This window comes from Pseudoalteromonas sp. CO342X, assembly GCF_004208915.1.
Classification (GTDB): Bacteria; Pseudomonadota; Gammaproteobacteria; order Enterobacterales; family Alteromonadaceae; genus Pseudoalteromonas; species Pseudoalteromonas maricaloris.
This window is the reverse complement of sequence record NZ_SGPH01000034.1, coordinates 18,287-43,615: the sequence shown is the minus strand read 5'-3', so window position 1 is coordinate 43,615 and position 25,329 is coordinate 18,287. Positions and strand designations below refer to the sequence as shown.

Here is a 25,329-nt window from a genome sequence, read left to right as displayed (position 1 = left end):
TTTATTCTAGAATAACTCTTCGTGAGTTGGTAGCGGCGCGGTATCGTCAAACGGTGTGCTGCTATCCGTATCTAATACGTATTTGGTTGGGGCCGTACCTTGTTCGAAATACTCAAACCGAGATGTGTAGTCGTTCTTACGAGACAAAAGCCCTGTTTTTAAGTCTATCCGAGTTGAAATAAGCCCTGGAGGCGGCTCTATCGGGGCCAAAGGCTCATCTCTAAGTGCCTCACGCATAAAGTCTATCCAAGCAGGTTGTGCTGAAATTGCGCCGGCTTCTGCCCCAACAAGTTGATTATCACCAAGGTTAGCGTTGTAGGCCGCACGACCCAAGGATTTACTCGCATCGTCAAAGCCAACCCAAACTGTAGTGAGAACGTTGCGGTTAAAGCCCGTAAACCAAGTATCTACTGAGTCGTTGGTGGTACCCGTTTTTCCAGCAAGGTCACGACGTTTTAACCACTGACCACGCCAGCCTGTGCCGCTCCAGCCCGTGTCGTGTTTCCAGCTACCACCACCCCAGATAGCACTGTGAAGTGCATCGGCAATCAGAAATGCGTTTTGCTCCGAAATCACTTGCGGTGCACAGCGCTCAGGTTGTTCTTCCAGCTGCTGCTCGTCGCAGACTAATAACGGTTCTGCCGACCCCAGTTCAGTGCCGAATGAGTCGGTAATTCTATCGATAAAGTACGGCTCAATGAGGTGACCGCCATTGGCAAAAGTGGCCATGCCGCGCGCCATTTCAATAGGAGTCAGTGCAGCACTACCAAGCGCCAATGACTCACTGCGATTAATATCTGCGTCTTGAAAACCAAATTTAAGCAAATGATCAGCAGCCTTATTTATGCCAACACCTTTGATCAAACGAACAGATACCACGTTTTTCGATTGTGCAAGCGCTCGACGAATACGGATTGGGCCGTTATACACTTCAGGGCTATTCTTCGGACGCCAAGCCACGCCAACGCTTCTGTCCCAATGATTAATCGGGGCGTCATTAAGAATGGTGGCTAGGGTATAGCCATTTTCTAATGCGGATGAATAAATAAAAGGTTTGATGTTTGAACCCACCTGACGCTTAGCTTGGGTAGCACGATTGTATTGGCTAAGCTCAAAGCTGTAGCCACCCACAATCGCCTTTACACGCCCATCCTGCGGGTCGAGTGAGACAAGAGCACTAGATGCCTGTGGCAACTGACTTAACATCCAGCCGTCGTCTTGTTTACGGACGAACACTTGCATGCCCGGCGCGAGGATATCTGCGGTTGTTTTTGGTGGTAAGCTTTGACGCGTCTCACTGATGTATTGTCTGGCCCAACTTAAGCCTGACCATTCCAATGTAATTTGTTCACCGGTCTTTAAGAGCAGGTCGGCCGTTTTCTCTGCAATGCTCAGCACCACAGCGGCTTTTAACGGTCCAATTTCATTGACCTTTTTAAGGCGAGTAATAATGCCTTCATGGCTTAGCGGCGATCCCGTCTCAGCATGCCAATAGGTTTCTTCTGCGCCTCTAAAGCCGTGACGCATATCGTAGGCATGTAAATTATCAACTAATGCATGCTGAGCAGCCTGTTGCATGTCAGAATCCACACTGGTGTAAACTTTCATGCCTGAGTTATAAGCTTTATCAGTACCGTAGCGTTCGACCATATAGGCGCGAACCATTTCAGAAATATAAGGTGCATACAGCTCGATTTCGGCGCCATGGAATTTAGCCGTGATAGGAGCTTGTGTCGCCTCATCATATTCTGCGCGGGTAATATACTTTTCAGCAAGCATTCGTCCGAGCACAACATTCCGGCGCAATTGTGCGCGCTCTGGGTTACGAATTGGATTTAACGCAGAAGGCGCTTTTGGCAGGCCTGCAATCATTGCCATTTCTGCTAAAGTTAATTCTGATAGTGAGCGACCGTAGTAGACTTGTGCTGCTGCACCGATACCAAAGGCGCGATTGCCCAGTTCAATTTTGTTTAAGTAAAGCTCAAAAATTTCATCTTTCGTTAATAGTTGCTCAATATGCAACGCAATAAAGATTTCTTTTACTTTACGAATATAGGCTTTCTCTCTTGTTAAGAAGAAGTTTCTGGCAAGTTGCATGGTGAGCGTACTGGCTCCCTGCTTTTTTTGCCCTGTGGTGATAAGCACTATAGCGGAGCGGACGATACCTATCGGGTCAATGCCGAAATGATCGTAAAAGCGATTGTCTTCTGTCGCTAAGAATGCTTTTCGCATGGGAAGTGGAACATCCTGCAAACGTACAGGGATCCTGCGCTTTTCACCAAACTGATTGATGAGTTTTCCGTCTCGTGTAAAGACTTGCATGGGTGTTTGTAGTTGGACATCTTTCAAAACCTCTACACTTGGTATGTCAGATTTGACATAATAATAAAGACTGATAAGTGTCAACACGCCTAAAAGGGTACAAACAAAAACGAATTGTAAAAATCTTTTCAATAATTTCACGGAATTATCCCTAGTTAGACTCCCAATTACAGGTAGACACTGCTAGTATATCTTGATTAAAAAACGATTAATATTTTTGTGTGCTAAATTTTTATGGTACACAGTCTTAAAAGGAAACGGGCGCTTCACATGCTGAGCCAACTACTAAAAAAACAAGCACCTCTGATGATAGGGATCGATATCGGTTCCCATTGTGTCAAAGCGGTGTTGCTGTCGAAGACAAGTTCCAGCTACCGAGTAGAAGCCGTTGCGATTGAACCTATTCCGAAAGGAGCAGTAAATGAAAGGGCCATTCAAGACATTGAAGCGATCGGCAACGCGATAACTAAAATGAAGCGGCGCATTCCAAAGCTCACGCAATATGCAGCAGTTGCCGTATCCGGTCAGACCGTGATTACAAAAGTGATCTTTATGGATGTGTCATTAACTGATGCTGAACTCGAGTCCCAGATAGCTATTGAAGCGGATAGCCTGATCCCTTACCCGTTAGATGAAGTTAGTCTAGATTTTGAAAAAATTGGAGTAAACGAAGCCGATCCGTCAAAAATGAATGTGCTGCTCTCTGCGGCTCGTACCGAAAGCGTGCAAGCACGGGTTGGTGCATTGGAAGAAGCTGGTTTCAAAGCGAAAGTTGTTGATGTAGAAAACTACGCACTAAGTAGAGCCATGGACGTCATTTACCCTGAACTGCCAAATGATGCCTTTGATAAAATAGTAGCAATGATAGATATTGGCGCTGTGCTTACGTTGATAAGCGTTATTCAATCTGGGAAAACGATTTATACCCGTGATCAAGTGTTTGGTGGTGAGCAATATACCAACAGTATTGTTGCTTATTACAACAAAACTTACGATGAAGCTGAACTGGCGAAAACGACGGGGGATTTACCGCCAAACTATACCTTTGAAGTCTTAGCTCCTTTCCAAACTTCTATGCTGCAGCAAATTCGTCGAGCAGTGCAAATGTTCATGACGACCAGTGGTAAAGATCATATCGATTACATCGTGTTGACGGGTGGAACGGCTTTGGTGAGTGGCTTAGATAAACTGCTCATTGATGAGCTTGGGATCCACACAATAGTGGCAGATCCGTTTACTGACATGGAGATTGCACCAAAAGTAGATAGGCATGTGCTGCAAAAGCATAAAGCGCAGTTCGCCTTAGCGACAGGCTTGGCACTAAGGAGCTTCTCATCATGCCACATATAAATTTGCTACCTTGGCGCGAGCAGCAAAGGCAAGCGTCGCAACAAATCTTTTTGACTATCATTGCGGTGATCATCGCGGCTTGTCTGTTGTTAATGTATTTGCTTGGCAGCTTCTATGACGGCTTGAAAACCGGGCAAGAAATTAAAAACCGCTATCTCGAAAGTGAGATCACTCAACTAGATTCACGGATAGTCGCGATTAACGATCTTAATAAGCAAAAAGAAAATTTACAGCGCCGTATTCGGCTTATTGAAGAGCTACAACTCAACCGTAGTCTCGGCACGCAAATTATCGATGAAATAGCACGAGTAGTTCCGGCTGGGGTTTATCTCACCAGTCTTGAACGGCAAGACAATATGATCAAAGTCATTGGTCGAAGTGAATCGAACAACCGCTTATCGCAAATGCTACGACAAGTTGAATCGTCTTATTTATTAGAGCGACCTGTGATCCAAGGCATAGTAGCCGGTGAGCAAAGTTCAAAATTACTGAGTGATTTTACGATGCATTTTTATGTTAAGTCTCATGAAGACATCCACTTAGCCGATAAAGCGAAGTAGGGCGGAGGCACAGTGCATGAATTTTGACTTAAACAGTTTAAAAGAAATCGATTGGAATGAGCTGGAGCTCGACAACATAGGTCATTGGCCTTTTCCTGTAAAAGTTTTATGTTCCATTCTCGTGGTTTTATTAATGATGATATTGGGTTATAACCTGATGGTCTCAAGCTCAATTGACCGTTACGACCAAGCGGTTAAAAAAGAGCAGGAGCTAAGAACGAGCTACCGAATAAAATACGCAAGAGCAAACAATCTTGAGCTTTATAAACAGCAAATGATTGATATGGAAGCGCAATTTACAGAGCTGTTGAGGCGACTGCCAAGTTCCAACGAAACGCCTGGGTTACTTGATGATCTGACTTACGTTGGTACTTCAAGCGGATTAACCTTCCTAAAAATTGGCTGGATGCCAGAGGTACGCAAAGAGTTTTATACTGAATTGCCTATTAAGTTAGAGGTGATTGGTAAGTATCATGAATTTGGTCAGTTTGTGAGTAAAGTATCTGAGTTACCTCGAATAGTCAGCCTACACGATTTTAGAATCGAAAATGCAGGAAACGGCGAGCTGGTATTTAGTGTTGTGGCAAAAACTTATCGCTATGAGCAAGGAGGTCAGAAATGATCCGACTGATGCTCTGCGTGACCACATTGATGTTCATCTCTGGTTGTAATGATAGTACGGCAGAACAAAAAGAATTTATTGATCAGGTAAAAGCAAGCTCAACGCCAAAAATCGAGCCGATACCTGAAATGCAAAATTATGAACCGTTTAAGTATAGCGCTTCGGAGTTACGCAGTCCTTTTGTTGCGCCACAGCCCGAAGTGATTGAAAATAAACTAGTTCAAATTAAAAACTGCTTACATCCAGATCCTGATAGAGATCGCTATCCTTTAGAGAAGTTTCCATTGGATAACCTGCGTATGAAAGGCATTATCGCCAAGTCTGACGGTCGTTGGGCGCTAATCGAAGCGGCAACGCAGGGGTTATATCGTGTTAAACGTGGCGAATATATGGGTTTGTATCATGGCAAAGTGCTAAGTGTACATGCCGATCATTTAGAATTATTAGAATTGATCCCAGATGGAACGGGATGTTGGAAAGAAAGGCTAACAAAAGTGGAAATGTTAGAAGCGGAACAAGGTGGCGCGAGTGAATACTAACAATAACGTTATAAAATCAACTATTAAAAGCACTCGAACACTATGGCGTTCCGTGCTCGGTGTTGCCTTAGTTGGCCTTTCGTCAATAGCGCATGCCATTCCTATGTTGTATGACATTCGCTATAACCCTGTGCCAACAGGGGAAACCCAGCTACAACTGGTGTTTGACGAAAAACTCAATACAGAGCCAAAAGTTCGAGTTGTTGGCGAAAGTGCTAGTATTGAATTATTTTTCCAGCAGGCTGAGTTTGAAGAAAGCTTAAAAGCATTGAGCATTAACAAGGCTGGCATTCAAGGCATTACCAGTGAACTCAGAGATGGCGGTTTTGCCGTTTCCATCAACATGGATGAGCTGAAGCTATATAAAACCGAGGTTAAGAATAATCTTGTGATAGTGGAAGTATCTAACAAGCCGATTGTCTCCGAACAAGATCAAAGTCAAAAAGTCACCGCATTTATTAACCAAATTCAAGCTATCGATTTTCGTCGCGGTGAGAAAGGTGAGGCGAAGGTATTAGCGTTTTTAGAGCACAATCAAGCTGCTATTGATGTACAAGAGCGCGGTGGCAAAATCATTGCGGACTTCCACCATATTGATATTGCGGAAGACCTGTTATATGAACTTGATGTGTTAGATTTTGGCACTGTGGTATCTCGTATCGAGACCTTTAAAGAAGACAATAAAAGCCGCATTGTGATTGAGCCAAATGCGGCATTCAAGTTTACCTATCAGCAGCTTGATAACATCTTTACGTTATCAGTTGAGAAAGACGAAGGTAATAAAACCTTTGGCGATAAAAAAGAGTATAAAGGTCAGCCAATCACGCTGAATTTTCAGGATATTCCAATTCGCTCTGTACTACAGATCATCGCAGATACAAACAACTTTAACCTAGTAACGAGTGACACTGTATCTGGCAATATAACCCTACGTTTAGACGGTGTACCTTGGGATCAGGCGCTTGATGTTGTGTTACGTGTGAAAGGGCTAGATAAGCGTATGGATGGTTCTATTTTGATGGTTGCACCATCAGAAGAACTCGCAGCGAGAGAAGCCAAAGAATTACAAGCGCGTCAGCAAGTGGAAGAGCTAGAGCCATTATATAGCGAGTATATTCAACTTAATTACGCGAAAGCGGAAGAGTTTGCTGACTTACTTAAAACAGATATCAACTCTATTATTAGCCATCGTGGTAGTGTGTCCGTTGACAAACGTACCAATACTTTATTAATTAAAGATACCTCGCGCAGTATTGAAAGTGTGCGCCGGATGGTGGAAACCTTAGATGTGCCAGTAAAACAGGTGCGTATTGAGTCGCGTATGGTTACTGTGGATGATACCGTACAAGAAGACTTAGGTGTCCGCTGGGGCTTTAGCGACCAGCAAGGTAGCGATGCCATATCTGGTACGCTGGAAGGCGCTGATGCTTTGTCCAATGGTAACATCCCGTCTTTGGAAAATCGCTTGAACGTTAATTTAGGCGTGAAAGGGGTTCCTGCTGGTAGTATTGGTATGCACATTGCTAAATTGGCGGATGGCACACTGATTGATCTTGAGTTGTCAGCTTTGGAACAAGAGAACAAAGGCGAGATAATTGCAACGCCAAGTATCACCACGGCGAATCAGAAAAAGGCGCGTATCGAGCAAGGTACAGAAATTCCTTACGTAGAGGCATCGTCAAGTGGTGCAACGACGGTGAGTTTCAAAAAAGCGGTTTTAAGCTTGGAGGTGACACCGCAAATTACACCTGATAATAAAATAATTCTCGACTTAGTGATTACACAAGACACTAAAGGTGATACCGTGCAAACGCCAAATGGCCCGGCGACGGCAATCAATACCCAACAGATCCAAACACAAGTACTGGTCGAAAATGGTCAAACTATTGTACTGGGTGGTATCTATCAGCAAGAAGTGAAAACAGCAGTAAGTAAGATCCCAATTTTGGGCGACATCCCATATTTAGGTCTATTGTTTAAGAACTCTCGTGATATTAATGAGAAGCGAGAATTGCTGATATTTGTGACACCTAAGATCATTCAAGACAGTTTATAGGCCCGTTGACAGTAAAAGTATTACGCTTTTTGCGTGGTTTGACTTGAAATTGTTCACGGATTACTGAGATAATCCCCTCCTTAATTTTGGGGCCAGGTCGTTAGGCGGGGTTTTATTTCAAATTTTAGAGTTCGTTTGTACTAAAAAGATATGGCTGAGAAACGTAATATATTTCTAGTAGGCCCGATGGGGGCTGGTAAAAGCACGATTGGTCGTCACATTGCAGATCAATTACACCTTGAATTTTTCGATTCGGATCAGGAAATTGAGCGCCGCACAGGTGCCGATATTTCTTGGGTGTTCGATATTGAAGGCGAAGAGGGGTTCCGCAAGCGTGAAGAAAGCGTCATCTCTGACCTAACAGAAATGCAAGGCATTGTGTTAGCGACAGGTGGTGGCTCTGTGATCAGCAAAGAAGTGCGCAACAAGTTGTCTGCGCGCGGTATTGTTGTTTACCTAGAAACGCCGATCGAAAAACAGGTAGCTCGTACTCAGCGTGATAAGCGTCGTCCATTACTACAAACCAGTGAAGACTCACGTGACGTACTAGAGCGCTTAGCCGATGAGCGTGAACCACTATATAGAGAAGTGGCAGATCACGTTGTTCGTACGGATGAGCAAAGCGCTAAAGTAGTTGCAAACCAAATTATTGAAAAATTAGATTTCTAATGACAACACCGTAGGAGGGAAGCCATGCTTGAATTAAAGGTTGATTTAAACGAGCGAAGCTATCCCATCTTCATCGGTGAACATCTCTTATCAGATGAAGGACGACTTAAGCAGTATGTTGGGCAAAGTCGTCCTGTTATCATCACCAACACCACCATAGCGCCTCTATATTTAGACAGTCTGTTAGCGATATTTGACGCTCAAAAACCGCTACATTTTGTTATCCCTGATGGTGAACAATACAAATCACTAGAGTGGTTTGAAAAGATCTCTGCTTTTTTGCTCGAGCATAATTGTGGTCGAGATACGTGTTTGATTGCCCTCGGTGGCGGTGTGGTTGGTGATTTGACTGGTTTTGTTGCGGCATGCTACCAGCGTGGTGTTCCGTTTATTCAGATCCCTACGACTTTGTTGTCACAAGTCGATTCGTCAGTTGGTGGTAAAACTGCGGTAAATCATCCGTTAGGTAAAAACATGATTGGTGCTTTCTATCAGCCAAAAGCGGTTTTTATCGACACCAAGACCTTAAGTACATTACCTGCAAGAGAGTTTGCTGCGGGTATGGCTGAAGTCATTAAATATGCGTTGATCTATGATGCATCTTTTCTTGATACATTAACGGATCAGCACCCTCAGCTCAGCGCACTAGATGCTGAAAGCCTTCAACAAGTTATTTATAAGTGTTGTGCAATAAAAGCTGAGATCGTCGCCAAAGACGAAACCGAAGCAGGATTGCGTGCATTACTTAATTTGGGTCACACCTTTGGCCATGCGATTGAAGCGCAAATGGGCTATGGTAATTGGTTGCACGGTGAGGCTGTTGCTGCTGGAATGATGATAGCTGCAAACTTGGCTTGCCAGCGCGGCGCGCTTAGTACTGCTGATGTTGAAAAGATCCGTCGCGTTATTGCGCTTTATCAATTACCGACAGAAGCGCCAAGCGAGATGACCGCAGCGCAGTTTTTACAACATATGCGCAAAGACAAAAAGAACAAACAAGGCAAAATTCGCTTTATTCTGCCAACGCAACTAGGTCAATGTGCGCTAGTGGATGATGTTAGCGATGAAACCGTGGTAACTCTAATAGGTCGTTAAATGCAGTCGCAAATTTTACCAAGCAGAGCTGCATTGGTAGATAGAATTGCTATGCAATTCGACTATGGCCAAAACCTGATAACCTTAGTCGGCTCTTCGGGTCTTGGTAAAAGCTACCTTGCAGAATCGTTTCTTACCGATAAGTATCCAGACTTTAACAAAGCGTTTGTAAAGCTGACTGCAAATACTCAAGAGTTTGATGTAGTGCGGCAGCTGCTTGAGCATAGCTTTCGCAGTCCTCTCATTGATCAGAAGTTATCTCTAAGTGAAAACTTCATGTTGCTCCATGATGAACAAGCTTGTGGACCATGCTTATGGGTGTTAGACAACGTTAGGCATTTAACCCAAGAGCTTGCGGAACAACTACAAAAGCTCGCAAAATCTTCTCGCGAAACAATTTACATACTCGCTACGGCGCAGCAGCCTCAGCTGATCCCTGAAAGTTTGGATATTCATATCGAGCCTTTATCCATGCTTGAAAGCAAGCGTTTGATGAGCATGTTTTACAAAGACTTACCGCCTGATGAAGATCCTATTTTTAATACGTTTGTTGCTGAAGCTCGAGGTAATCCGAGTGTTTTACTTTCTTGGCAGCCGCAGCAACAGAGTCTGAATTTACGTGAACAAAGTTCCAAAGTGGGTAGCAAATCACAATGGCAATGGTATGTCATTGCGCTTTGTTTGATACTGACCGCGTTAATGGTTGCTTTAGTGTATAAGCAAGAATTAAAACGATACTGGACGCCAACTGAAGATAATCAAGAAGCCGTCGCTACTGCTATTGATGCGCAAGCTGTATTTGAAGCGCCAACTACTACAGTTGAAAAAGTTGAAGTTGAAAACAACGTACAACCAGAGTTGCCAGCCGAAGCGCCAACGCAAATTGAAACAGCGCCTGTTGGTAGTATTTTATCTGCATTAACTGAAGCAAAAGAAACTACTACAAACAACAATAACGCACTATCAGAGCAAGCGACTGAAGCTGAAGAAGCCAATGTTGGTAGTACTCCGGCCACTTTATCGCCAGTAAAAGAGCCTCAGTACGCAGAGCCTGAACCATTGACGGGAAACCCTTGGTATCTCAGTCGTTCAGATGATGAATGGGTTATCCAGTTACTTGCTGTGACAGAAAGTGAGATTGCAGCTGGGTTTATGGCGGAGCATAACGAGGTGGTGACACAGCAGTTTACTGTTTTAAGAAACGGCCGAACTTGGTTTGTGGTTACAACTGATGCTTATGATAGTTTGGCCTCAGCGAAGCAAGCAAAGGCGGTATTGCCTGAGGCGCTACAAAAAGGTCAGCCATTTTTTAAGAGAATGAGTAAAATTAAACAAGAAATTACTCAGTCTCTCGGTAATTAGCCACATTTAGTGTAAAATCGCGCAACCACTCACGACATAGAACGAGCATGCAACAAAAGACTAGAGCCTTCTTAAAATGGGCAGGCGGAAAATACAGCTTAGTAGAAGATATTTCTAAGCGCCTACAAGCAGCAAGTAATGAAGCCGACACGCTAGTAGAACCTTTTGTTGGAGCGGGATCTGTTTTCCTTAACACTCAGTTTAAGCATTATGTCTTAAATGACATTAACGCTGATCTTATCAACCTGTATAAAGAGTTGAAGCGTATTCCTGATGAATTTATCAGTGATGCTAAAAGGCTATTCGTCGAGTTGAATAACCACCCAGATGCTTATTACGCGTATCGACAACAGTTTAACGAAAGCATTGATGTGTATGAGCGTGCGATTCTATTTCTATATATGAATCGCCATGGCTACAATGGTTTATGTCGTTATAACTTAAAGGGGATCTTTAACGTCCCTTTTGGTAAGTACAAAAAGCCTTACTTTCCAGAGCGTGAGTTATATGTGTTTGCTGAAAAGGCTCAACAGGCTACTTTTACCTGTCAAAGTTACAGCCAAGTATTTGAAACCATGCCAAAAAATGCGGTAGTGTATTGCGATCCACCGTATGTGCCTTTGAGCAAAACAGCATCATTTACTAGCTATGCAAAAGGCGGCTTTAACTTAGACGACCAAGCGCAATTGGCGAATCTTGCGGAAACCGCGGCTTTTGAAAAACAAACGCCAGTGTTAATCTCCAATCACGATACAGTGTGGACACGAAAGATTTATAATCAAGCGAAGCTAGATGTGATCAAGGTGAAACGTACAATTAGCCCTAAAGGTAATGGGCGAAATAAAGTTGACGAACTAATGGCGTTATATCACCGTCCGTAATTTTCTACGGCATAAAGGACTAAGCCAAAACTACACCATTTACAAACCAAATTAAGCCAATGACAAAGGCGGCGACAAAAACGATGCCCGCAAAAGCAAACGGCCAAAAATGCTTTTTGTTAAAGTCATATGCTTGTTTTTGACCACTCTGCACACCAAACATTGCTGCACAGACACTTTGAACTAATGCGAATTTACTATTGGAAGAAGCCATAGTGTTTACCTCTTACCAGTTGATTGGCTCAACTGGTATTAGTAAGGAGATGAAACTTTACTACTGCTTTGATTATCTTTAGAGCCAAGTAATAGCTCAAGCAAATCCAAATAATGGAATTGGCCACTCGAACTACCGCCAGTCAACCACGCAGCCCAACTGGTGTGCGCTTCTTGCTGACATTCCACTGCATTTATTCGACTGCTTAAATTGCCAGTGCTACAAGTGCATGCGGAGTAATTTGCGGCAAGACTTTCATCATTGTCGAAAGAAAATACCCCTGCCGACACGGCTAATACCGTCCCAAGCAGAGCAATCCGTGCTTTATATCTAGAAACCATAACCCTATCCCCAGAAGTTAGATATCACATAATGATACACAATGTTCGTTTATTGCACAATCATAAAGCGCCTTAAATCGCAGACATTTTGGGCAATTTACGGTACAGTATTGCGGTCTTACGTTTAGGGGAAAAGTATGTCTGATTTTTTAATTGCACCATCCATTCTATCCGCAGATTTTGCGAGGTTAGGCGAAGATGTTGAAAAGGTACTGACAGCAGGTGCCGACGTGGTTCATTTCGATGTAATGGATAATCACTATGTGCCAAATTTAACTTTTGGTCCAATGATTTGTGACGCATTAAGAAATTACGGAATTACAGCTCCTATCGACGTACACTTGATGATAAAGCCTGTAGATAGTCTAATTCCCGAGTTTGCTAAAGCCGGAGCGAGCATTATTACATTTCACCCAGAGGCCAGCGAGCATATAGACAGAAGCCTTGCGCTGATTAAAGAATCAGGTTGTAAAGCTGGCTTGGTATTTAACCCAGGCACACCGCTGCATTATCTCGATCATGTGATGGATAAAATTGATCAAATCCTCTTGATGTCGGTAAACCCTGGTTTTGGCGGCCAAAGTTTTATCCCACATACACTTGAAAAATTAAAAGAAGCGAGAGCACGCATTGACGCTTCCGGTCGCGATATTCGTCTTGAAGTGGATGGGGGGATTAAGGTGGACAACATTGCTGAAGTTGCAGCTGCCGGTGCAGACATGTTTGTTGCGGGTTCCGCTATCTTTAATCAACCCGATTACAAAGCGGTAATAGACGCCATGCGTCAAGAATTAGCAAAGGTAAAATAATGCGTTTTGAGGGTATTTTATTTGACCTCGATGGCACGTTAGTTGATAGCGTCGAGGATATGTACATGGCGCTCAATTTAACACTGTCTGAGCTTGCTCACCCAATTGTTAGTCATGCTCTGGTGCGTGAATGGGTAGGTAACGGCATCGATATGTTAGTAAAAAGAGGCCTAAGCGGTAGCCATGAAGTTAGCGAAGCGCTATCCGAAAGTTTAGCGCACACCGCCATTGAGCGTTTTAAAGTGCATTATGATGAATTAGTTGGTCAGTATGCAGGTTTATATCCGCATGTTGAGACGGGGTTATCTGCATTTGCCGCAGTGCCAAAAGCCATCGTGACCAATAAAAATCGTGCATTTACGCTAAAGCTGCTAGATAAATTAAATCTCACATCGCATTTTGATTGTATCGTCTGTGGTGATGATACTGACAAAAAGCCATCACCAGCTCCGCTATTGCTGGCTGCCGAGCGTCTTGGTATACCAGCGGATAAGCTTATTATGGTTGGAGATTCTAAAAGCGATATTTTGGCCGCTCAGGGCGCTAAGATACCTGTGATTGCGCTAAATTATGGGTATAATCAGGGATTCGATTTGAAAGAGTTCAATCCACAGTACCTTTGTGATGGATTCTTAGATATTATTCCCATTATCAATCAACGTTAATTCAATGAAGAAATAAAGGAACGACATGAGTAAACCTGTAGTATTAAGTGGTATTCAGCCAACCGGTGGTATGACAATAGGCAATTACGTAGGTGCCATTAACCAGTGGCTTAAACTACAAAACGATCATGATTGTTACTTTATGTTGGTTGACTTGCATGCCATTACGGTTCGCCAAGAGCCACAGCAACTACGCGATCGCGTATTAGACGGCGTAGCACTATATACCGCTTGCGGCATCGACCCAGATAAATCGTCACTATTTGTACAATCACAGGTTCCTGAGCATGCACAGCTAGGTTGGGTGCTGAACTGTTATGCACAAATGGGTGAATTAAACCGCATGACGCAGTTTAAAGATAAATCAGCAAAGCACGCCAATAACGTAAACGTTGGCTTATTCGCCTATCCAGTATTGCAAGCTGCGGATATTTTATTGTATCAAGCGGATCAAGTACCGGTTGGTGAAGACCAAAAGCAGCACCTTGAGTTGACCCGCGATATCGCAACGCGCTTTAACAACCTGTATGGCGATGTCTTTAAGATCCCAGAACCTTATATTCCAGAGTTTGGCGCTCGTGTTATGAGCTTGCAAGATCCGAGCAAGAAGATGTCAAAATCAGACGAAAACCCAAATGGTTTTGTGATGTTGTTGGATGAACCTAAGAAGATAGAGAAAAAGCTGAAAAAAGCGGTAACGGATTCAGATGAACAAGCACGCATTTACTTTGATCGTGTTGAAAAACCTGGTGTATCCAACTTACTGACTCTACTTAGTGTTGCAACTAAACGCTCAATTGAAGAGTTAGTGCCAGAGTACGAAGACAAAATGTACGGTCACTTGAAGAAAGACACTGCCGATGCGGTAGTGAATATGCTTGAGCCTATTCAAGCGCGCTTTAAAGAAATCCGTGAAGATCAAACTCTGCTGAACGAAATCATGAAAAAAGGCGCGGAAAAAGCAAGTATTCGTGCCGAGAAAACGCTTAAAGCTGTGTATGACGCCGTCGGTTTTATTCCTCGCGGTTAATAAAACACAAAGAAAAGACACCATTTATGGTGTCTTTTTGTATTACAAGGGGCGATAGCCCCTTGGCTTAAAGCAGATACTAGATATAAGAAAACCCTCCTGTTGAGTTCGTGATAAAATAGACTATAACGAACATCTTTACCCTAGTGGCGAATAGGCTGCTTGGTTCTTTTAGTGGTACCTACATGCTGTTGATGATTGATAACTATGATTCCTTTACTTACAACCTAGTGCAGTATTTTCAGCGCTTAGACGTGGACGTGCTGGTAAAGCGGAATGATGAAATCAGCGCCTCACAAATCAAGCAGCTTAATCCCAAATATGTTGTGCTATCTCCTGGCCCATGCAGTCCTGATGAAGCGGGGATCTCGCTTGAAGTAGTAAAACGTCTACAGGGACAAATTCCTATTCTTGGCATTTGCCTTGGTCATCAAACGATTGCACAAGCTTTAGGTGGAAAAGTCATTCGAGCAAAACAAGTGATGCATGGTAAGACGTCTCAAGTTCATCATAACAATATAGGCGTATTTCAAGGCCTGCCATCACCATACGAAGTATGCCGCTACCACTCTTTGGTTGTTGAACAAAGTAGCCTGCCAAATGCTCTAGCCGTAACGGCTTGGACACAGACACAAGAGGGTGAATGTGATGAAGTTATGGGACTCTTGGCTGCCGATAGAGCACTAGAAGGAGTGCAATTTCACCCAGAAGCTATCCTCACGGAACACGGCTTAGCATTACTTGATAACTTTATAAAACGCTTCTAAAGTTTAAACAAAACCAACAGGGTTTCGCCTAGGTGTAATATATCCATATTCGCTGCGCTTTCGTTGGTTAGACTGGCTTTTGATATATAACTTTTTGATTCTATTGTGCGCAATATCAAATCATAATATTGCTTTTACTGGTATAATACTAATCAGTAAGACGATTCTGTTGAGTGCTTAACTCAGTGTTTTTCTTTTAGATAAGTAGCATGCATGACGCAAGAAAATAAGCAAATTAGAATGGCACAAGCGCTATCCGAGCGTGCCCATGACCTCCTTATCAGCCTCAACTTTGCGCAGAAGCAAATAGGCTATATCCATACGTTTGATATCAGCTACGGTGAGAATATCGCACAGCGCACTATGCTAGAGGTGGAAATTGCTGCGGCTGCAAAACGTCAAGAAAGCAGCACAAGTCATCACAAATATATTGCCAAAGCGAGTAAGCATCTACATTCCGTTATCGAAGAAGCTATCACAAAGCAACTGCATGACCTTGATAACATCTATCATGAAGTCATTGGCATTCAAGACTCCGTTCCTGCGATCTTAGATATTCTAGCCGTGCGCTCAGCTTCGGTTGGGCGTTTAGAACCTTTGGTCAATGACTTAAGTTGGCTGGGTCGTGAGCTAGTTTCGCTAGTCAACTTGCCACAGTATCGCAAAAAAAACAGTAAAGGCACGTCCATTAAGGTCGACACGCCGGCATTAGCATTAAGGTATTTAGGCCTTGAGAACTTGCAAATGGTGATCCCGACAATGGCGGTAAGACACTGGATGCCGCATGCTACAGAGCCATTTGGCTTAATGAAGCGTAAATTACGCGAGCTGAGCATGAGCACAGCCATTGCGGCAAAAGAGCTGGCGCCATTTTTTGGGGTAAAAGAACAGCATGCGTTTACTTTAGGCATGTTACTAGAGCTTGGGAAAGTGGCCTTGATCCGTCTTTATTTACGCACCTTCGAAAAAGTGTGGCAAGCCAAGGTACAAATAGCACGAGACAAAAAGCAAAAAGACCTACACACCGCATTAATGGAGTTATCTCCTGATCCATTATTTTTACGTAACTTGTTGATAGAACATTCGGCAGAGATTTCACGTAAGCTAATTGAAAAAATGGAGTTACGTTATTTGCCCTTTAATGCCGTCATGGAAGAGTATGCGCAAACTTATCTACCAAATGCGCATAAAAACATTGCCGACCCATTACCTTTGACACAAGTGATGCAAAAAGCCTATGGCTACGCACAACTGCTTGTTTTAAAAGATAGTCAGTTAATTGAAGATGACGAAGCCGAGATTTTGCTCAATCATTTAGAACTTACCGAGGAAATGCGTCAGCAATTGGCAAAATGTGCGTTCCATAACCTGCAGTTGACGATTTTGTAAAAAAAATTGAAATTTTTTTTGCGACTATTCATTCAAAACCTAATCTTAAATGATCTGTGCAAGGCTGCACGGCGCTTGCTTTGCCCTAAATATCTGCCCTAGATAGTTATTCACTTGAGTTGAGAATATATGTTAAACCCTTGAATACTAAGGGCTGAGAACGTGGTATAAGTGAGACAAATGGCGCTTTTTCTGAAATAATGAGCGTATGAATTTTGTGCCATCAAGGGGCGGGTCAAAATACATAGCACCGAATTGGTGTGAATAAATATCCTATCAAGTGGCGGCAACGCGCCGACCTCCAAAAGGAAATGACTCCTTGTTTGTACTTTCACTCACCAAATATGAGGAAATAAAATGACTATCAATCGTGAATTGTTTGACGACGTAATGGTACCTAACTACGCACCTTCAGCGGTAATTCCAGTGAAAGGTGAAGGCTCTCGAGTATGGGATCAGGAAGGTCGTGAGTACATCGACTTTGCTGGTGGTATCGCAGTTAACTGTCTAGGTCATTGTCACCCAGCTTTGGTGGGCGCGCTTAAAGAGCAAGGCGAGAAAATTTGGCATCTGTCTAACGTGATGACCAATGAGCCTGCACTACGTTTAGCGAAAAAGCTAACTGATGCAACGTTCGCAGAGAAAGTCTACTTTGCAAACTCAGGTGCAGAAGCGAACGAAGCGGCGCTTAAGTTAGCACGCCGTTGGGCACTAGATAAGTTTGGTGCTGAAAAGTCGCAAATCATCTCTTTCAACAAAGGTTTTCACGGCCGTACTTTCTTCACTGTGACCGTTGGTGGTCAAGCTGCATACTCTGATGGCTTTGGTCCAAAGCCGGGCGACATCGTTCACACAGACTATAACGATTTAGCGGCATTTGAAGCGCTTATTTCAGACAACACTTGTGCCGTGATGATGGAGCCGCTACAAGGCGAAGGTGGTATCATTTCACCAACTGCTGAGTTTGTAAAAGGTGTTCGTGAGCTGTGTGACAAGCACAATGCGCTACTTATTTTTGATGAAGTGCAAACTGGTGTTGGCCGTACTGGTGATTTGTATGCATACCAAGGTTTAAACGTAACCCCTGATATTTTAACAACGGCTAAAGCACTTGGCGGTGGTTTCCCTATCGGCGCGATGATCACAACAACTGAGATTGCTGCGCACCTAAAAGTGGGAACTCATGGTTCTACCTACGGCGGTAACCCGCTGGCGTGTGCGGTTGCAGAAGCGGCATTCGACACAGTAAACACAACAACAGTACTTGATGGCGTAAAAGCAAAAGAGCAGCTGTTCCGTGAACTGTTAAACGACATCAACGAAAAGTACAACGTATTCACCGAAGTACGTGGTAAAGGTCTATTGCTTGGTGGTGTAGTCACTGAAAAGTACGAAGGCAAAGCAAAAGAATTCTTGGTTGAAGGTGTCAAGCAAGGCGTGATGTCACTTGTTGCAGGTGCAAACGTAGTACGTTTCACTCCATCTCTTGTTATTCCAGAAGCTGACATCCGCGAAGGGATGGCACGTTTTGAAAAAGCCGTTGCTGCGGTAGTTGCTAACAACGCTTAATACTGGTTGCAAGGTCACCTTTTGGTGGCCTTGTTGTTATCCACATTTTTGAGGAGTAAGCGGGCTCATGATGATCCTTCGCCCAATCCAAGAAAGCGATTATCCAGCGCTTTTAAACATTGCTCACGAATCAGGTCACGGTTTTACCTCTTTGCCTGTAAACGAAGAGCTATTACAGAAGAAGATTGCACGCTCAGTTGCTTCATTTGGCAAGCAAGCTGACAAGCCTTTTGATGAAGGCTATTTATTTGTATTAGAAGATACTGAAACAGGCGAGGTGGTTGGTACCAGCGGTATCGAAGCTGCGGTTGGTTTAGATGATGCGTTTTATCATTATCACCTAAGCAAAGTGATCCACTCTTCACGCACACTCGATGTTTATAAAGCAGTGGATATTTTAACGCTGTGTAATGACTACACTGGCGCGACGGAATTATGCACTCTGTTTTTAAAAGATGGCTATCGCAAAGGCGCAAATGGCAAATTGCTGTCTCGCTCTCGCTTTATGTTTATCAATCAACATCGTGATCGTTTTGCTGAAACCGTTATCGCGGAAATGCGCGGTGTTTCTAATGAGCAAGGTGAAAGTCCGTTCTGGCAATGGCTTGAAGAGCATTTCTTCTCGATGGATTTCCCGACAGCGGATTATCTAACGGGGATTGGCCAAAAGGTCTTTATTGCTGAATTAATGCCTAAGTACCCAATCTACGTGAACCTGCTTAGTAAAGAAGCACAAGCAGTGATTGGTGAAGTCCACGACAATACGCGCCCTGCTATTGAGCTACTAAAAAGTGAAGGTTTCACATTTAATGGTTATGTTGATATCTTCGACGCGGGTCCAACGGTAGAAGCAAAAGTGGGGAATATCCGCACGGTTCGCAATAGTGAAACTCGTACTGTAAAAATCGGCGAAAGCAACGGTGGATTCCCTGTTATGGTCGCAAATGGTAAACTTGTTGATTATCGCGCGGCGGTAATCGAGTTAGCCCTGACTGATAGCAATGAAGTAACGCTTGCTCCACATGTTGCCGCGGCGCTAAAAGTTGAAGAAGGCGATCAAGTAAGCCTAGTAAAGATTTAAGATTGGGAACAGATTATGACAACACATGCAGCACAACTAATAAATGGTGAGTGGATTGCAGGACAAGGCGCAAGCTTTAGCTCTGTAAACCCAGCAAACAACGACGTTATTTGGAGCGCAAACGCAGCTACTGCTGAGCAAGTTGATGGCGCGGTAAAAGCTGCTCGTGAAGCTTTCTATTCATGGAGCGACATGAGCTTTGAAGCGCGTCTAGAAATTGTTAAGCGTTTCGCTGAAGTACTAAAAGAAAATAGCGAAGAGCTGGCTATTGCAATTGCTAAAGAAACGGGTAAGCCACTTTGGGAAACTCGTACAGAAGCGGGTGCTATGGTAGGTAAAATCGCGATTTCTGAGAAAGCCTATCAAGAGCGTACAGGCGTTGTGGAAAATCCAATGCCAGTTGGCCGTGCCGTGATCCGTCACAAGGCGCATGGTGTAGTTGCTGTATTTGGCCCATATAACTTCCCCGGTCACTTACCTAATGGCCACATCGTGCCTGCGCTACTTGCTGGTAACACGGTTATCTTTAAGCCATCTGAACTGACGCCTTATGTTGCTGAGCTAACGCTTAAATACTGGCAACAAGCGGGTCTTCCTGCTGGCGTGATTAACCTAGTTCAGGGTGAAGTTGAAACAGGTAAAGCACTTGCGTCACACGCGGGTATTGACGGCTTATTCTTTACTGGCTCTTCTCGTACGGGTCACTTGCTACATGAACAATATGCAGGTCAACCGGGTAAGATCCTAGCGCTTGAAATGGGTGGTAATAACCCACTTATCGTAAAAGACGTAGCGGATACCAAAGCGGCAGTACACGACATTATTCAATCTGCGTTTATCTCAAGCGGTCAGCGTTGTACTTGTGCTCGTAAACTATTCCTTCCTGCAGGTGAACAAGGTGACACAATCCTTGAGCAACTGATCAAAGCAACTAAAGCGATTAAAGTGGGTAACTTTGACGATGCTGATCAACCGTTCATGGGTTCAATGATCTCAAATGCCGCCGCCGCTGGCATGGTAAAAGCACAGCAACAGCTTGTTGAGCTTGGTGGTGAATCGCTTATCGAGCTGACGCACACAGAAGGCACAGGCTTTGTGACGCCAGGGATCATCGAATGTACTAACATTGCAGACTTCCCTGATGAAGAGCACTTTGGTCCGCTGTTAAAAATATTCCGTTACACAGACTTTGACGCTGCTATTGAAAAAGCGAACGAGACAAGCTTTGGCTTATCAGCAGGTCTGCTTGGCGACAACGAAGCTGACTACGACCGTTTCTTACGTCGTATTCGTGCAGGTATCGTAAACTGGAACCGCCCAATCACTGGCGCTTCAAGTGCAGCTCCGTTTGGTGGTATCGGTGCATCAGGTAACCACCGTGCAAGTGCATACTACGCGGCAGATTACTGTGCATACCCAGTGGCTTCTGTGGAACTAGAAAAGGTAACTTTACCTTCTAGCTTGAGCCCAGGTTTATCTTTGGATTAAAATGCCAATATTGAGGTTTACTCAATAAAAATTGATAAGAAAAGCAGCTTCGGCTGCTTTTTTGTGTCTAGTTGACTACAAAAGTAGCAATCGAAAAAACTTTCTGCTTAAATCAATAGGAGATGTCTTTGATAGGTTCGGGTGAGCAAAGTATGGTTTTAGATAAACAAGGGTACGATGATTTAGTCATGTATTTGACGCAAAACTTAGCCTTGTTTGAGAAGTCTGGGACGGTTGAACCAGGGGCTCCAACAGTCATGGAATTAATCGAAGATGTGATCGCTGAAAACGTTATCCGTATATGCGAGCAGCACACTGAGTTATCTACAGAGCAGCGCAGCATGATCGTGCGTGAGGTAGATGGCATTGTGTACGACTTACAAGAAGTGCTATCAAGTGTTGTTGATAGACGTGTCACCGTAGAACAAAAAGAATTTATCGAAGAATTCGCAGGTTTGGTCAAAAACCTGTTTGATTCTGCTGTATAGCTTGGCACAATCACTATCGACAGTGTAGAAAACACACTTAGAGGCAATTCTAGGTTTAAGATACACCGCCATTTGGCGGTGTTATGCTTTATAGAGGATAACTATGTTAGCTAGCGTAAAATGGGTTGAAGGAGATACCTTTATCGGTCGCTCTGCGTCGGGACATAATGTGGTATTTGATGCCGGTTCTGATAGTGCTGCGCCAAGTCCAATGGAGATGGTATTAATGTCAGCGGGATGTTGTTCGTCAGTCGATGTAGTCAGCATTCTACAAAAAGCGCGTCAGGATGTTACCGACGTGGAAGTAAAATTAACCGCAGAGCGCGCAGAAAGCGCACCTAGGGTTTTTACCAAGATCAATTTACACTTCGTGGTGAAAGGGCGTAATGTCTCTGAAAAACACCTAGAAAGAGCCGTAAGTTTATCCGCTGAAAAGTATTGCTCAGTGGCATTAATGCTTGAAAAAGCAGTAGAAATTACGCATAGCCATGAAGTGGTTGAAATTGACGAAAAATAACGCTTTTTCATAGCGCTATTTTCGTATAAAATCCGCGAACTTTTGTTTCTGCAGCGCAGATTTTTTGTATTAAGGTGGGTCTATCGTGAACAAGCCCTTTGATAAAATTAAACTCCATGGCTTTAACAACTTAACTAAGAGTTTAAGCTTTAGCATTTACGATATTTGCTACGCCAAGACCGAGCAGCAACGTAAAGAATATCTAGAATACATCGATGAGCAGTACAGTGCTGATCGTTTGACGGATATTCTAAAAGACGTAACGGATATTATCGGTGCAAACGTACTGAATATCGCGCGTCAAGATTATGAACCACAAGGGGCGAGTGTGACGATATTAGTATCAGAAGAACCTGTTGATCAACAGACTTTTGATAGTAATGAAGCACCAGGTCCACTTCCTGAGTCAGTGGTAGCACACTTAGATAAGAGTCACATTTGTGTTCATACTTATCCTGAAGCACACCCTGATGATGGCATTTGTACTTTTAGAGCGGATATCGAAGTTTCAACGTGTGGCATTATTTCGCCACTTAAAGCGCTTAACTTCTTAATTCACTCTTTAGAGTCAGATGTGGTGACGATCGACTATCGTGTTCGTGGATTTACTCGTGACGTTAATGGTGTTAAACACTATATCGACCACGCAATTCACTCGATCCAGAATTACATGACGGAAGATACGAAAGACGCATACCACATGGTAGACGTAAACGTGTATCAAGAGAACCTATTCCATACTAAGATGATGCTTAAGGAAACAGACCTAAATGCATATCTATTTGGAATTAGTACTGATGATTTAGATGCAGACGAAGAGGAAGAAATTCGTCTTAAGCTGAATCGTGAAATTCAGGAAGTGTTCTACGGTCGCAATTTACCAGAAACTGAATAATCAGCGGTAAATTAAGGTATTAAAAAAGGCGCGCAAGCGCCTTTTTTAATGTCTGAGATTTGTAAGGTATTCAGCTTACATTTAATTTTAATATGGACAATATTTATTCGCTTTAAATAGCGGCTAAAGCGTCTAATCGGTGGGCTTATTCGGTAGGCAATAGTGCAGGCTGAAACCAGCTGGAAGAAGACACTAATTATCCGAGGCTCAGATTAGGTACTAACCTCTCATTTCATAACGCTATTAAAGGACTAAAAAATGGCATTTGATGATCTCATCTCGCGCTTAGGTGATAATCAGGAAAGCACCAGTAATAGCACTGAGCATGAAGCGCCAAGTGAAGTACAACTTCTTGCTGCAACAGCGATGTCCTCCATTCAAAGACGAAAGCTTCCTATTGAAATCATGCATGTGCTTCATGGTCGTATTTGGAGCATCATTCCGTTTAGACAAGCCCCGCTTTTTAGATATCACTCTCAGGCTCAATTTTGGATACTTGCAAGCAAGCGATGGCAGCGAGTAAATTACTCTAGCTTTAGTCACCACAGTGGTGAGCGATATGCCTTTGTGCCATATCAATCACTTGATGTAAAAGATAAACCGACAAGCTATGGGGGAGAAAATCGCAGTGCGCAAGATTTTAATAGCTTGGTGCAAGCAGATATGCCTCGAGGACTTAGCCAAGCTGAAATTAATCGCACCTTACTTGGTGGCAGCAAAGCAATAAAATCTGAAGTGGTACTCGAGCCAACAGTTTTTATTTCTAATCCAAATAACAATTCCAAAGTGGAACTAAAACGCTCCCAACAAGTTTATATGCGTTTTAGCGATCACATGTTTCGTGCTGGAGATACCGTAGAGTCCGTCGCTAACCAATATGCGGGTAGGCCCGATCCTAAGCTGATTTATGGTTACAACGACCATGTCAATCGCAACAATCCTCCAAAGGCTGGTGACCGTTTACGGGTACCGAGTGGTTGGGATACTAAAGTGGGTGGCTCGGTAAGTAATGCCCGCGCAGTAAGGTTGCAGTGGCAAGGTCCAAGCAAGGGAAGCGCAGTGCTTGATGTACCAAAACTACCACCAGATCAATTACACTTTTGGGACACTCGACTTAAACTCGATCCTGGCGTTTATGTTCTTACCGCGAGCGCAGGTTCAGCCAATCATAGTATTGACGTTGAAGTACTCGGTGTTAAGTCAAGTGCCGCATGGATAAAAGTGAGGGCGTATTACGATGATGAATGGCAGACCGCGCTTCCCCTTGAACAAGTCAATATTCATTTAGGTAATACACTAATCCACAGAAAACTTAAACTCAATTCAAGTGGTGATAAGAGTACAGATGCAAATGCACTTGAACGAGCAGAGTCAACGGCAAATGAGGCTGGAGTTGTGGTAAAAAGCGACTTACCACAAGAGGGACAAGTCACTGTAGAAGTTGCTCGTAACGAAGCGCTAGAAGCGGAAATCAACAACCTCAAATCATCATTACACATGCAGCTTGATGGTGCATATCGAGATACCGTATCGAATATGAGTGGATTTCAATCTGATTGGGACGAATATGGTTTTGCTGCAATTGCAATTAATGGCGCGCAAGGTGCGTATCAAGGTGGAAGTAAGTGGCTTGAAGACCAAGCAGATTTGTTCGAAGCACAAACATGGATTGACTTAGGAAAAACCATTAAGTCCGTCGCAGGTAGCGCATATGATACCACCGCAGATTATGCTAGCGAGCGCTTTGAGCAATTGCGACAAAGTGCCAATGAAATGTCCAATTGGATTGAAGAGGATGCCAGTGAAGACTTGCTCAGTTGGAACTGGTATCAAGCCAATACACAGCGAGCATTAGATGCAGCCGAACAGGCTTATCGCGATGTACATCATGATACTACTCAGTACCTTAACGACGCTGCAGACGCAATTAAAAATACAAGCCATTATGCAAGTGCGTTATACACGCATCGTCATGCAATTACCAACTTACTTGATGATATCGCGAAAGGGGAGGTCGCTAAAGTACAACAATTTGTTGATACCACTTTAGTTGATATTGACACTGAATTAGCCGCTAGCATAAAAAACACTCCTGACTTCTATTTAGTGTTGGCGCTCATAGACGATCATGATAGTGTACTAACTTATGTTGCTTACGCTTCACTCTTTATGGAAGCTGTGCCTCCTAATTTTTATGCATACATTGGCGGAAAAGGCGGCGCTTATGTCGCGATAGAGGTTTGTTTGTTACTAGCAACGTCATTACTTACATTAGGAGCGGGTACAGCCGCAAGAGTAACAGCACTTGCTGCCAAGTTATCAGCCAACGGTGCCAGAGCCGCAAGTACATCAGTAAAAGTTAAAAAAGCACAAGCGGCAATCCGCGCTTTTATCCGCACGCTTGAAGACTTTAACGACAGCACTACAACCTTAAAAAATCTCGGGAAAAAGCTTACAACCGCGCGTTCAAGTGGGTTGCTACTTAAAGGCAAAACCAACTCGACGCTAACTGCGAAAAAGCAAACAACAAAACGACAGACACGATGCCGCTTATGTGGCAAAACAGATCACACAACACCACGCAGTCTACGTGGCATCGTTCATTATGAATAAGGAGTGA

24 protein-coding genes are annotated in these 25,329 nt (G+C 43.6%); 21 read left to right on the top strand and 3 right to left on the bottom strand.

All coding sequences use genetic code 11. The features are described from left to right. Positions 1-6 precede the first annotated feature (6 nt). A complete protein-coding gene (locus EXT47_RS15215; RefSeq protein WP_130126985.1) occupies positions 7-2,463 on the bottom strand; it encodes a penicillin-binding protein 1A in 2,457 nt (818 codons plus the stop codon). A gap of 129 nt (positions 2,464-2,592) precedes the next feature. On the opposite strand from EXT47_RS15215, the gene EXT47_RS15210 reads away from it, so the two are divergent. The 9 genes from EXT47_RS15210 to EXT47_RS15170 all read left to right on the top strand — a co-directional run bounded on the left by EXT47_RS15210 (position 2,593) and on the right by EXT47_RS15170 (position 11,456). Next, positions 2,593-3,672 (top strand): pilus assembly protein PilM, encoded by a 1,080-nt coding sequence (locus EXT47_RS15210; protein WP_045990228.1) that lies wholly within the window; start codon positions 2,593-2,595, stop codon positions 3,670-3,672. Next, positions 3,660-4,232 (top strand): PilN domain-containing protein, encoded by a 573-nt coding sequence (locus tag EXT47_RS15205; protein WP_039494023.1) that lies wholly within the window; start codon positions 3,660-3,662, stop codon positions 4,230-4,232. Before EXT47_RS15210 ends, EXT47_RS15205 begins: the two co-directional genes overlap by 13 nt. Positions 4,233-4,248: 16 nt before the next feature. Further along, positions 4,249-4,854: a type 4a pilus biogenesis protein PilO gene (locus EXT47_RS15200; RefSeq protein ID WP_039494025.1), complete on the top strand. Its 606-nt coding sequence runs from the start codon at positions 4,249-4,251 to the stop codon at positions 4,852-4,854. Beyond that, positions 4,851-5,393 carry a pilus assembly protein PilP gene (locus EXT47_RS15195; RefSeq protein ID WP_010368907.1) on the top strand — a complete coding sequence of 181 codons (543 nt, stop codon included), beginning with the start codon at positions 4,851-4,853 and terminating at the stop codon, positions 5,391-5,393. The genes EXT47_RS15200 and EXT47_RS15195 overlap by 4 nt, the downstream gene beginning before the upstream one ends. After that, positions 5,383-7,449 (top strand): type IV pilus secretin PilQ, encoded by a 2,067-nt coding sequence (locus EXT47_RS15190; RefSeq protein WP_017217255.1) that lies wholly within the window; start codon positions 5,383-5,385, stop codon positions 7,447-7,449. Before EXT47_RS15195 ends, EXT47_RS15190 begins: the two co-directional genes overlap by 11 nt. 150 nt (positions 7,450-7,599) lie before the next feature. Beyond that, a complete protein-coding gene (gene aroK, locus EXT47_RS15185) occupies positions 7,600-8,118 on the top strand; it encodes a shikimate kinase AroK (protein WP_010607062.1) in 519 nt (172 codons plus the stop codon). Between the two features lie 24 nt (positions 8,119-8,142). Continuing rightward, positions 8,143-9,213 (top strand): 3-dehydroquinate synthase, encoded by a 1,071-nt coding sequence (gene aroB, locus EXT47_RS15180; RefSeq protein WP_010368901.1) that lies wholly within the window; start codon positions 8,143-8,145, stop codon positions 9,211-9,213. Continuing rightward, entirely contained in the window at positions 9,214-10,575 is a 1,362-nt protein-coding gene (locus tag EXT47_RS15175; RefSeq protein ID WP_130126984.1) for an AAA family ATPase, read from the top strand. 47 nt (positions 10,576-10,622) lie between these two features. Next, positions 10,623-11,456, top strand: a complete 834-nt coding sequence (locus EXT47_RS15170; RefSeq protein WP_010368897.1) for a Dam family site-specific DNA-(adenine-N6)-methyltransferase — start codon at positions 10,623-10,625, stop codon at positions 11,454-11,456. A 19-nt stretch (positions 11,457-11,475) separates the two neighbouring features. Here EXT47_RS15170 and EXT47_RS15165 read toward each other — a convergent pair whose 3' ends face one another. Then, a complete protein-coding gene (locus EXT47_RS15165) occupies positions 11,476-11,670 on the bottom strand; it encodes a DUF2970 domain-containing protein (protein ID WP_010368896.1) in 195 nt (64 codons plus the stop codon). A gap of 38 nt (positions 11,671-11,708) precedes the next feature. Next, positions 11,709-12,011 carry a hypothetical protein gene (locus EXT47_RS15160; protein WP_010368894.1) on the bottom strand — a complete coding sequence of 101 codons (303 nt, stop codon included), beginning with the start codon at positions 12,009-12,011 and terminating at the stop codon, positions 11,709-11,711. Positions 12,012-12,148: 137 nt separating this feature from the next. Between EXT47_RS15160 and rpe the strand changes: the two genes are divergently transcribed. The 12 genes from rpe (at position 12,149) to EXT47_RS15100 (ending at position 25,322) form a co-directional block, all read left to right on the top strand. After that, positions 12,149-12,820 carry a ribulose-phosphate 3-epimerase gene (gene rpe / locus EXT47_RS15155; protein WP_010368892.1) on the top strand — a complete coding sequence of 224 codons (672 nt, stop codon included), beginning with the start codon at positions 12,149-12,151 and terminating at the stop codon, positions 12,818-12,820. Continuing rightward, on the top strand, positions 12,820-13,485 hold the full coding sequence (locus EXT47_RS15150; RefSeq protein WP_130126983.1) for an HAD-IA family hydrolase: 666 nt from the start codon (positions 12,820-12,822) through the stop codon (positions 13,483-13,485). The genes rpe and EXT47_RS15150 overlap by 1 nt, the downstream gene beginning before the upstream one ends. A 25-nt stretch (positions 13,486-13,510) precedes the next feature. Further along, a complete protein-coding gene (gene trpS, locus EXT47_RS15145) occupies positions 13,511-14,515 on the top strand; it encodes a tryptophan--tRNA ligase (RefSeq protein WP_039494036.1) in 1,005 nt (334 codons plus the stop codon). 185 nt (positions 14,516-14,700) lie between these two features. Beyond that, positions 14,701-15,282, top strand: coding sequence for an aminodeoxychorismate/anthranilate synthase component II (locus EXT47_RS15140; RefSeq protein WP_039494039.1), 582 nt, complete (start codon positions 14,701-14,703; stop codon positions 15,280-15,282). A 213-nt stretch (positions 15,283-15,495) separates the two neighbouring features. Then, positions 15,496-16,671: an HDOD domain-containing protein gene (locus tag EXT47_RS15135; RefSeq protein WP_010607070.1), complete on the top strand. Its 1,176-nt coding sequence runs from the start codon at positions 15,496-15,498 to the stop codon at positions 16,669-16,671. 357 nt (positions 16,672-17,028) lie between these two features. Then, a complete protein-coding gene (locus tag EXT47_RS15130; RefSeq protein ID WP_130126982.1) occupies positions 17,029-18,240 on the top strand; it encodes an aspartate aminotransferase family protein in 1,212 nt (403 codons plus the stop codon). A 67-nt stretch (positions 18,241-18,307) separates the two neighbouring features. Continuing rightward, positions 18,308-19,321, top strand: a complete 1,014-nt coding sequence (astA, locus tag EXT47_RS15125) for an arginine N-succinyltransferase (protein ID WP_010368879.1) — start codon at positions 18,308-18,310, stop codon at positions 19,319-19,321. Between the two features lie 15 nt (positions 19,322-19,336). Then, positions 19,337-20,809 (top strand): succinylglutamate-semialdehyde dehydrogenase, encoded by a 1,473-nt coding sequence (astD, locus tag EXT47_RS15120; RefSeq protein WP_010368876.1) that lies wholly within the window; start codon positions 19,337-19,339, stop codon positions 20,807-20,809. A gap of 152 nt (positions 20,810-20,961) precedes the next feature. Beyond that, the gene (locus EXT47_RS15115; RefSeq protein ID WP_029215895.1) at positions 20,962-21,297 is read left to right on the top strand and encodes a DUF3802 family protein; all 336 of its coding nucleotides are present in this window, start codon (positions 20,962-20,964) and stop codon (positions 21,295-21,297) included. A gap of 103 nt (positions 21,298-21,400) precedes the next feature. Then, entirely contained in the window at positions 21,401-21,814 is a 414-nt protein-coding gene (locus EXT47_RS15110; RefSeq protein WP_010607074.1) for an OsmC family protein, read from the top strand. Between the two features lie 85 nt (positions 21,815-21,899). Next, a complete protein-coding gene (gene speD, locus EXT47_RS15105; protein ID WP_010607075.1) occupies positions 21,900-22,709 on the top strand; it encodes an adenosylmethionine decarboxylase in 810 nt (269 codons plus the stop codon). A gap of 258 nt (positions 22,710-22,967) precedes the next feature. Next, positions 22,968-25,322 (top strand): hypothetical protein, encoded by a 2,355-nt coding sequence (locus tag EXT47_RS15100; protein ID WP_130126981.1) that lies wholly within the window; start codon positions 22,968-22,970, stop codon positions 25,320-25,322. Positions 25,323-25,329: the final 7 nt, after the last annotated feature.

Bases quoted from the DNA above. Each gene is read 5' to 3' on its own strand.
- astA (WP_010368879.1), top strand. From the start codon at position 18,308: ATGATGATCCTTCGCCCAATCCAAGAAAGCGATTATCCAGCGCTTTTA.
- EXT47_RS15170 (WP_010368897.1), top strand. From the start codon at position 10,623: ATGCAACAAAAGACTAGAGCCTTCTTAAAATGGGCAGGCGGAAAATAC.
- EXT47_RS15150 (WP_130126983.1), top strand. From the start codon at position 12,820: ATGCGTTTTGAGGGTATTTTATTTGACCTCGATGGCACGTTAGTTGAT.
- EXT47_RS15175 (WP_130126984.1), top strand. From the start codon at position 9,214: ATGCAGTCGCAAATTTTACCAAGCAGAGCTGCATTGGTAGATAGAATT.
- EXT47_RS15160 (WP_010368894.1), bottom strand. From the start codon at position 12,011: ATGGTTTCTAGATATAAAGCACGGATTGCTCTGCTTGGGACGGTATTA.
- EXT47_RS15205 (WP_039494023.1), top strand. From the start codon at position 3,660: ATGCCACATATAAATTTGCTACCTTGGCGCGAGCAGCAAAGGCAAGCG.
- aroK (WP_010607062.1), top strand. From the start codon at position 7,600: ATGGCTGAGAAACGTAATATATTTCTAGTAGGCCCGATGGGGGCTGGT.
- trpS (WP_039494036.1), top strand. From the start codon at position 13,511: ATGAGTAAACCTGTAGTATTAAGTGGTATTCAGCCAACCGGTGGTATG.
- EXT47_RS15115 (WP_029215895.1), top strand. From the start codon at position 20,962: ATGGTTTTAGATAAACAAGGGTACGATGATTTAGTCATGTATTTGACG.
- EXT47_RS15135 (WP_010607070.1), top strand. From the start codon at position 15,496: ATGACGCAAGAAAATAAGCAAATTAGAATGGCACAAGCGCTATCCGAG.
- EXT47_RS15165 (WP_010368896.1), bottom strand. From the start codon at position 11,670: ATGGCTTCTTCCAATAGTAAATTCGCATTAGTTCAAAGTGTCTGTGCA.
- EXT47_RS15195 (WP_010368907.1), top strand. From the start codon at position 4,851: ATGATCCGACTGATGCTCTGCGTGACCACATTGATGTTCATCTCTGGT.
- astD (WP_010368876.1), top strand. From the start codon at position 19,337: ATGACAACACATGCAGCACAACTAATAAATGGTGAGTGGATTGCAGGA.
- EXT47_RS15100 (WP_130126981.1), top strand. From the start codon at position 22,968: ATGGCATTTGATGATCTCATCTCGCGCTTAGGTGATAATCAGGAAAGC.
- aroB (WP_010368901.1), top strand. From the start codon at position 8,143: ATGCTTGAATTAAAGGTTGATTTAAACGAGCGAAGCTATCCCATCTTC.
- EXT47_RS15200 (WP_039494025.1), top strand. From the start codon at position 4,249: ATGAATTTTGACTTAAACAGTTTAAAAGAAATCGATTGGAATGAGCTG.
- rpe (WP_010368892.1), top strand. From the start codon at position 12,149: ATGTCTGATTTTTTAATTGCACCATCCATTCTATCCGCAGATTTTGCG.
- EXT47_RS15140 (WP_039494039.1), top strand. From the start codon at position 14,701: ATGCTGTTGATGATTGATAACTATGATTCCTTTACTTACAACCTAGTG.
- EXT47_RS15210 (WP_045990228.1), top strand. From the start codon at position 2,593: ATGCTGAGCCAACTACTAAAAAAACAAGCACCTCTGATGATAGGGATC.
- EXT47_RS15110 (WP_010607074.1), top strand. From the start codon at position 21,401: ATGTTAGCTAGCGTAAAATGGGTTGAAGGAGATACCTTTATCGGTCGC.
- EXT47_RS15130 (WP_130126982.1), top strand. From the start codon at position 17,029: ATGACTATCAATCGTGAATTGTTTGACGACGTAATGGTACCTAACTAC.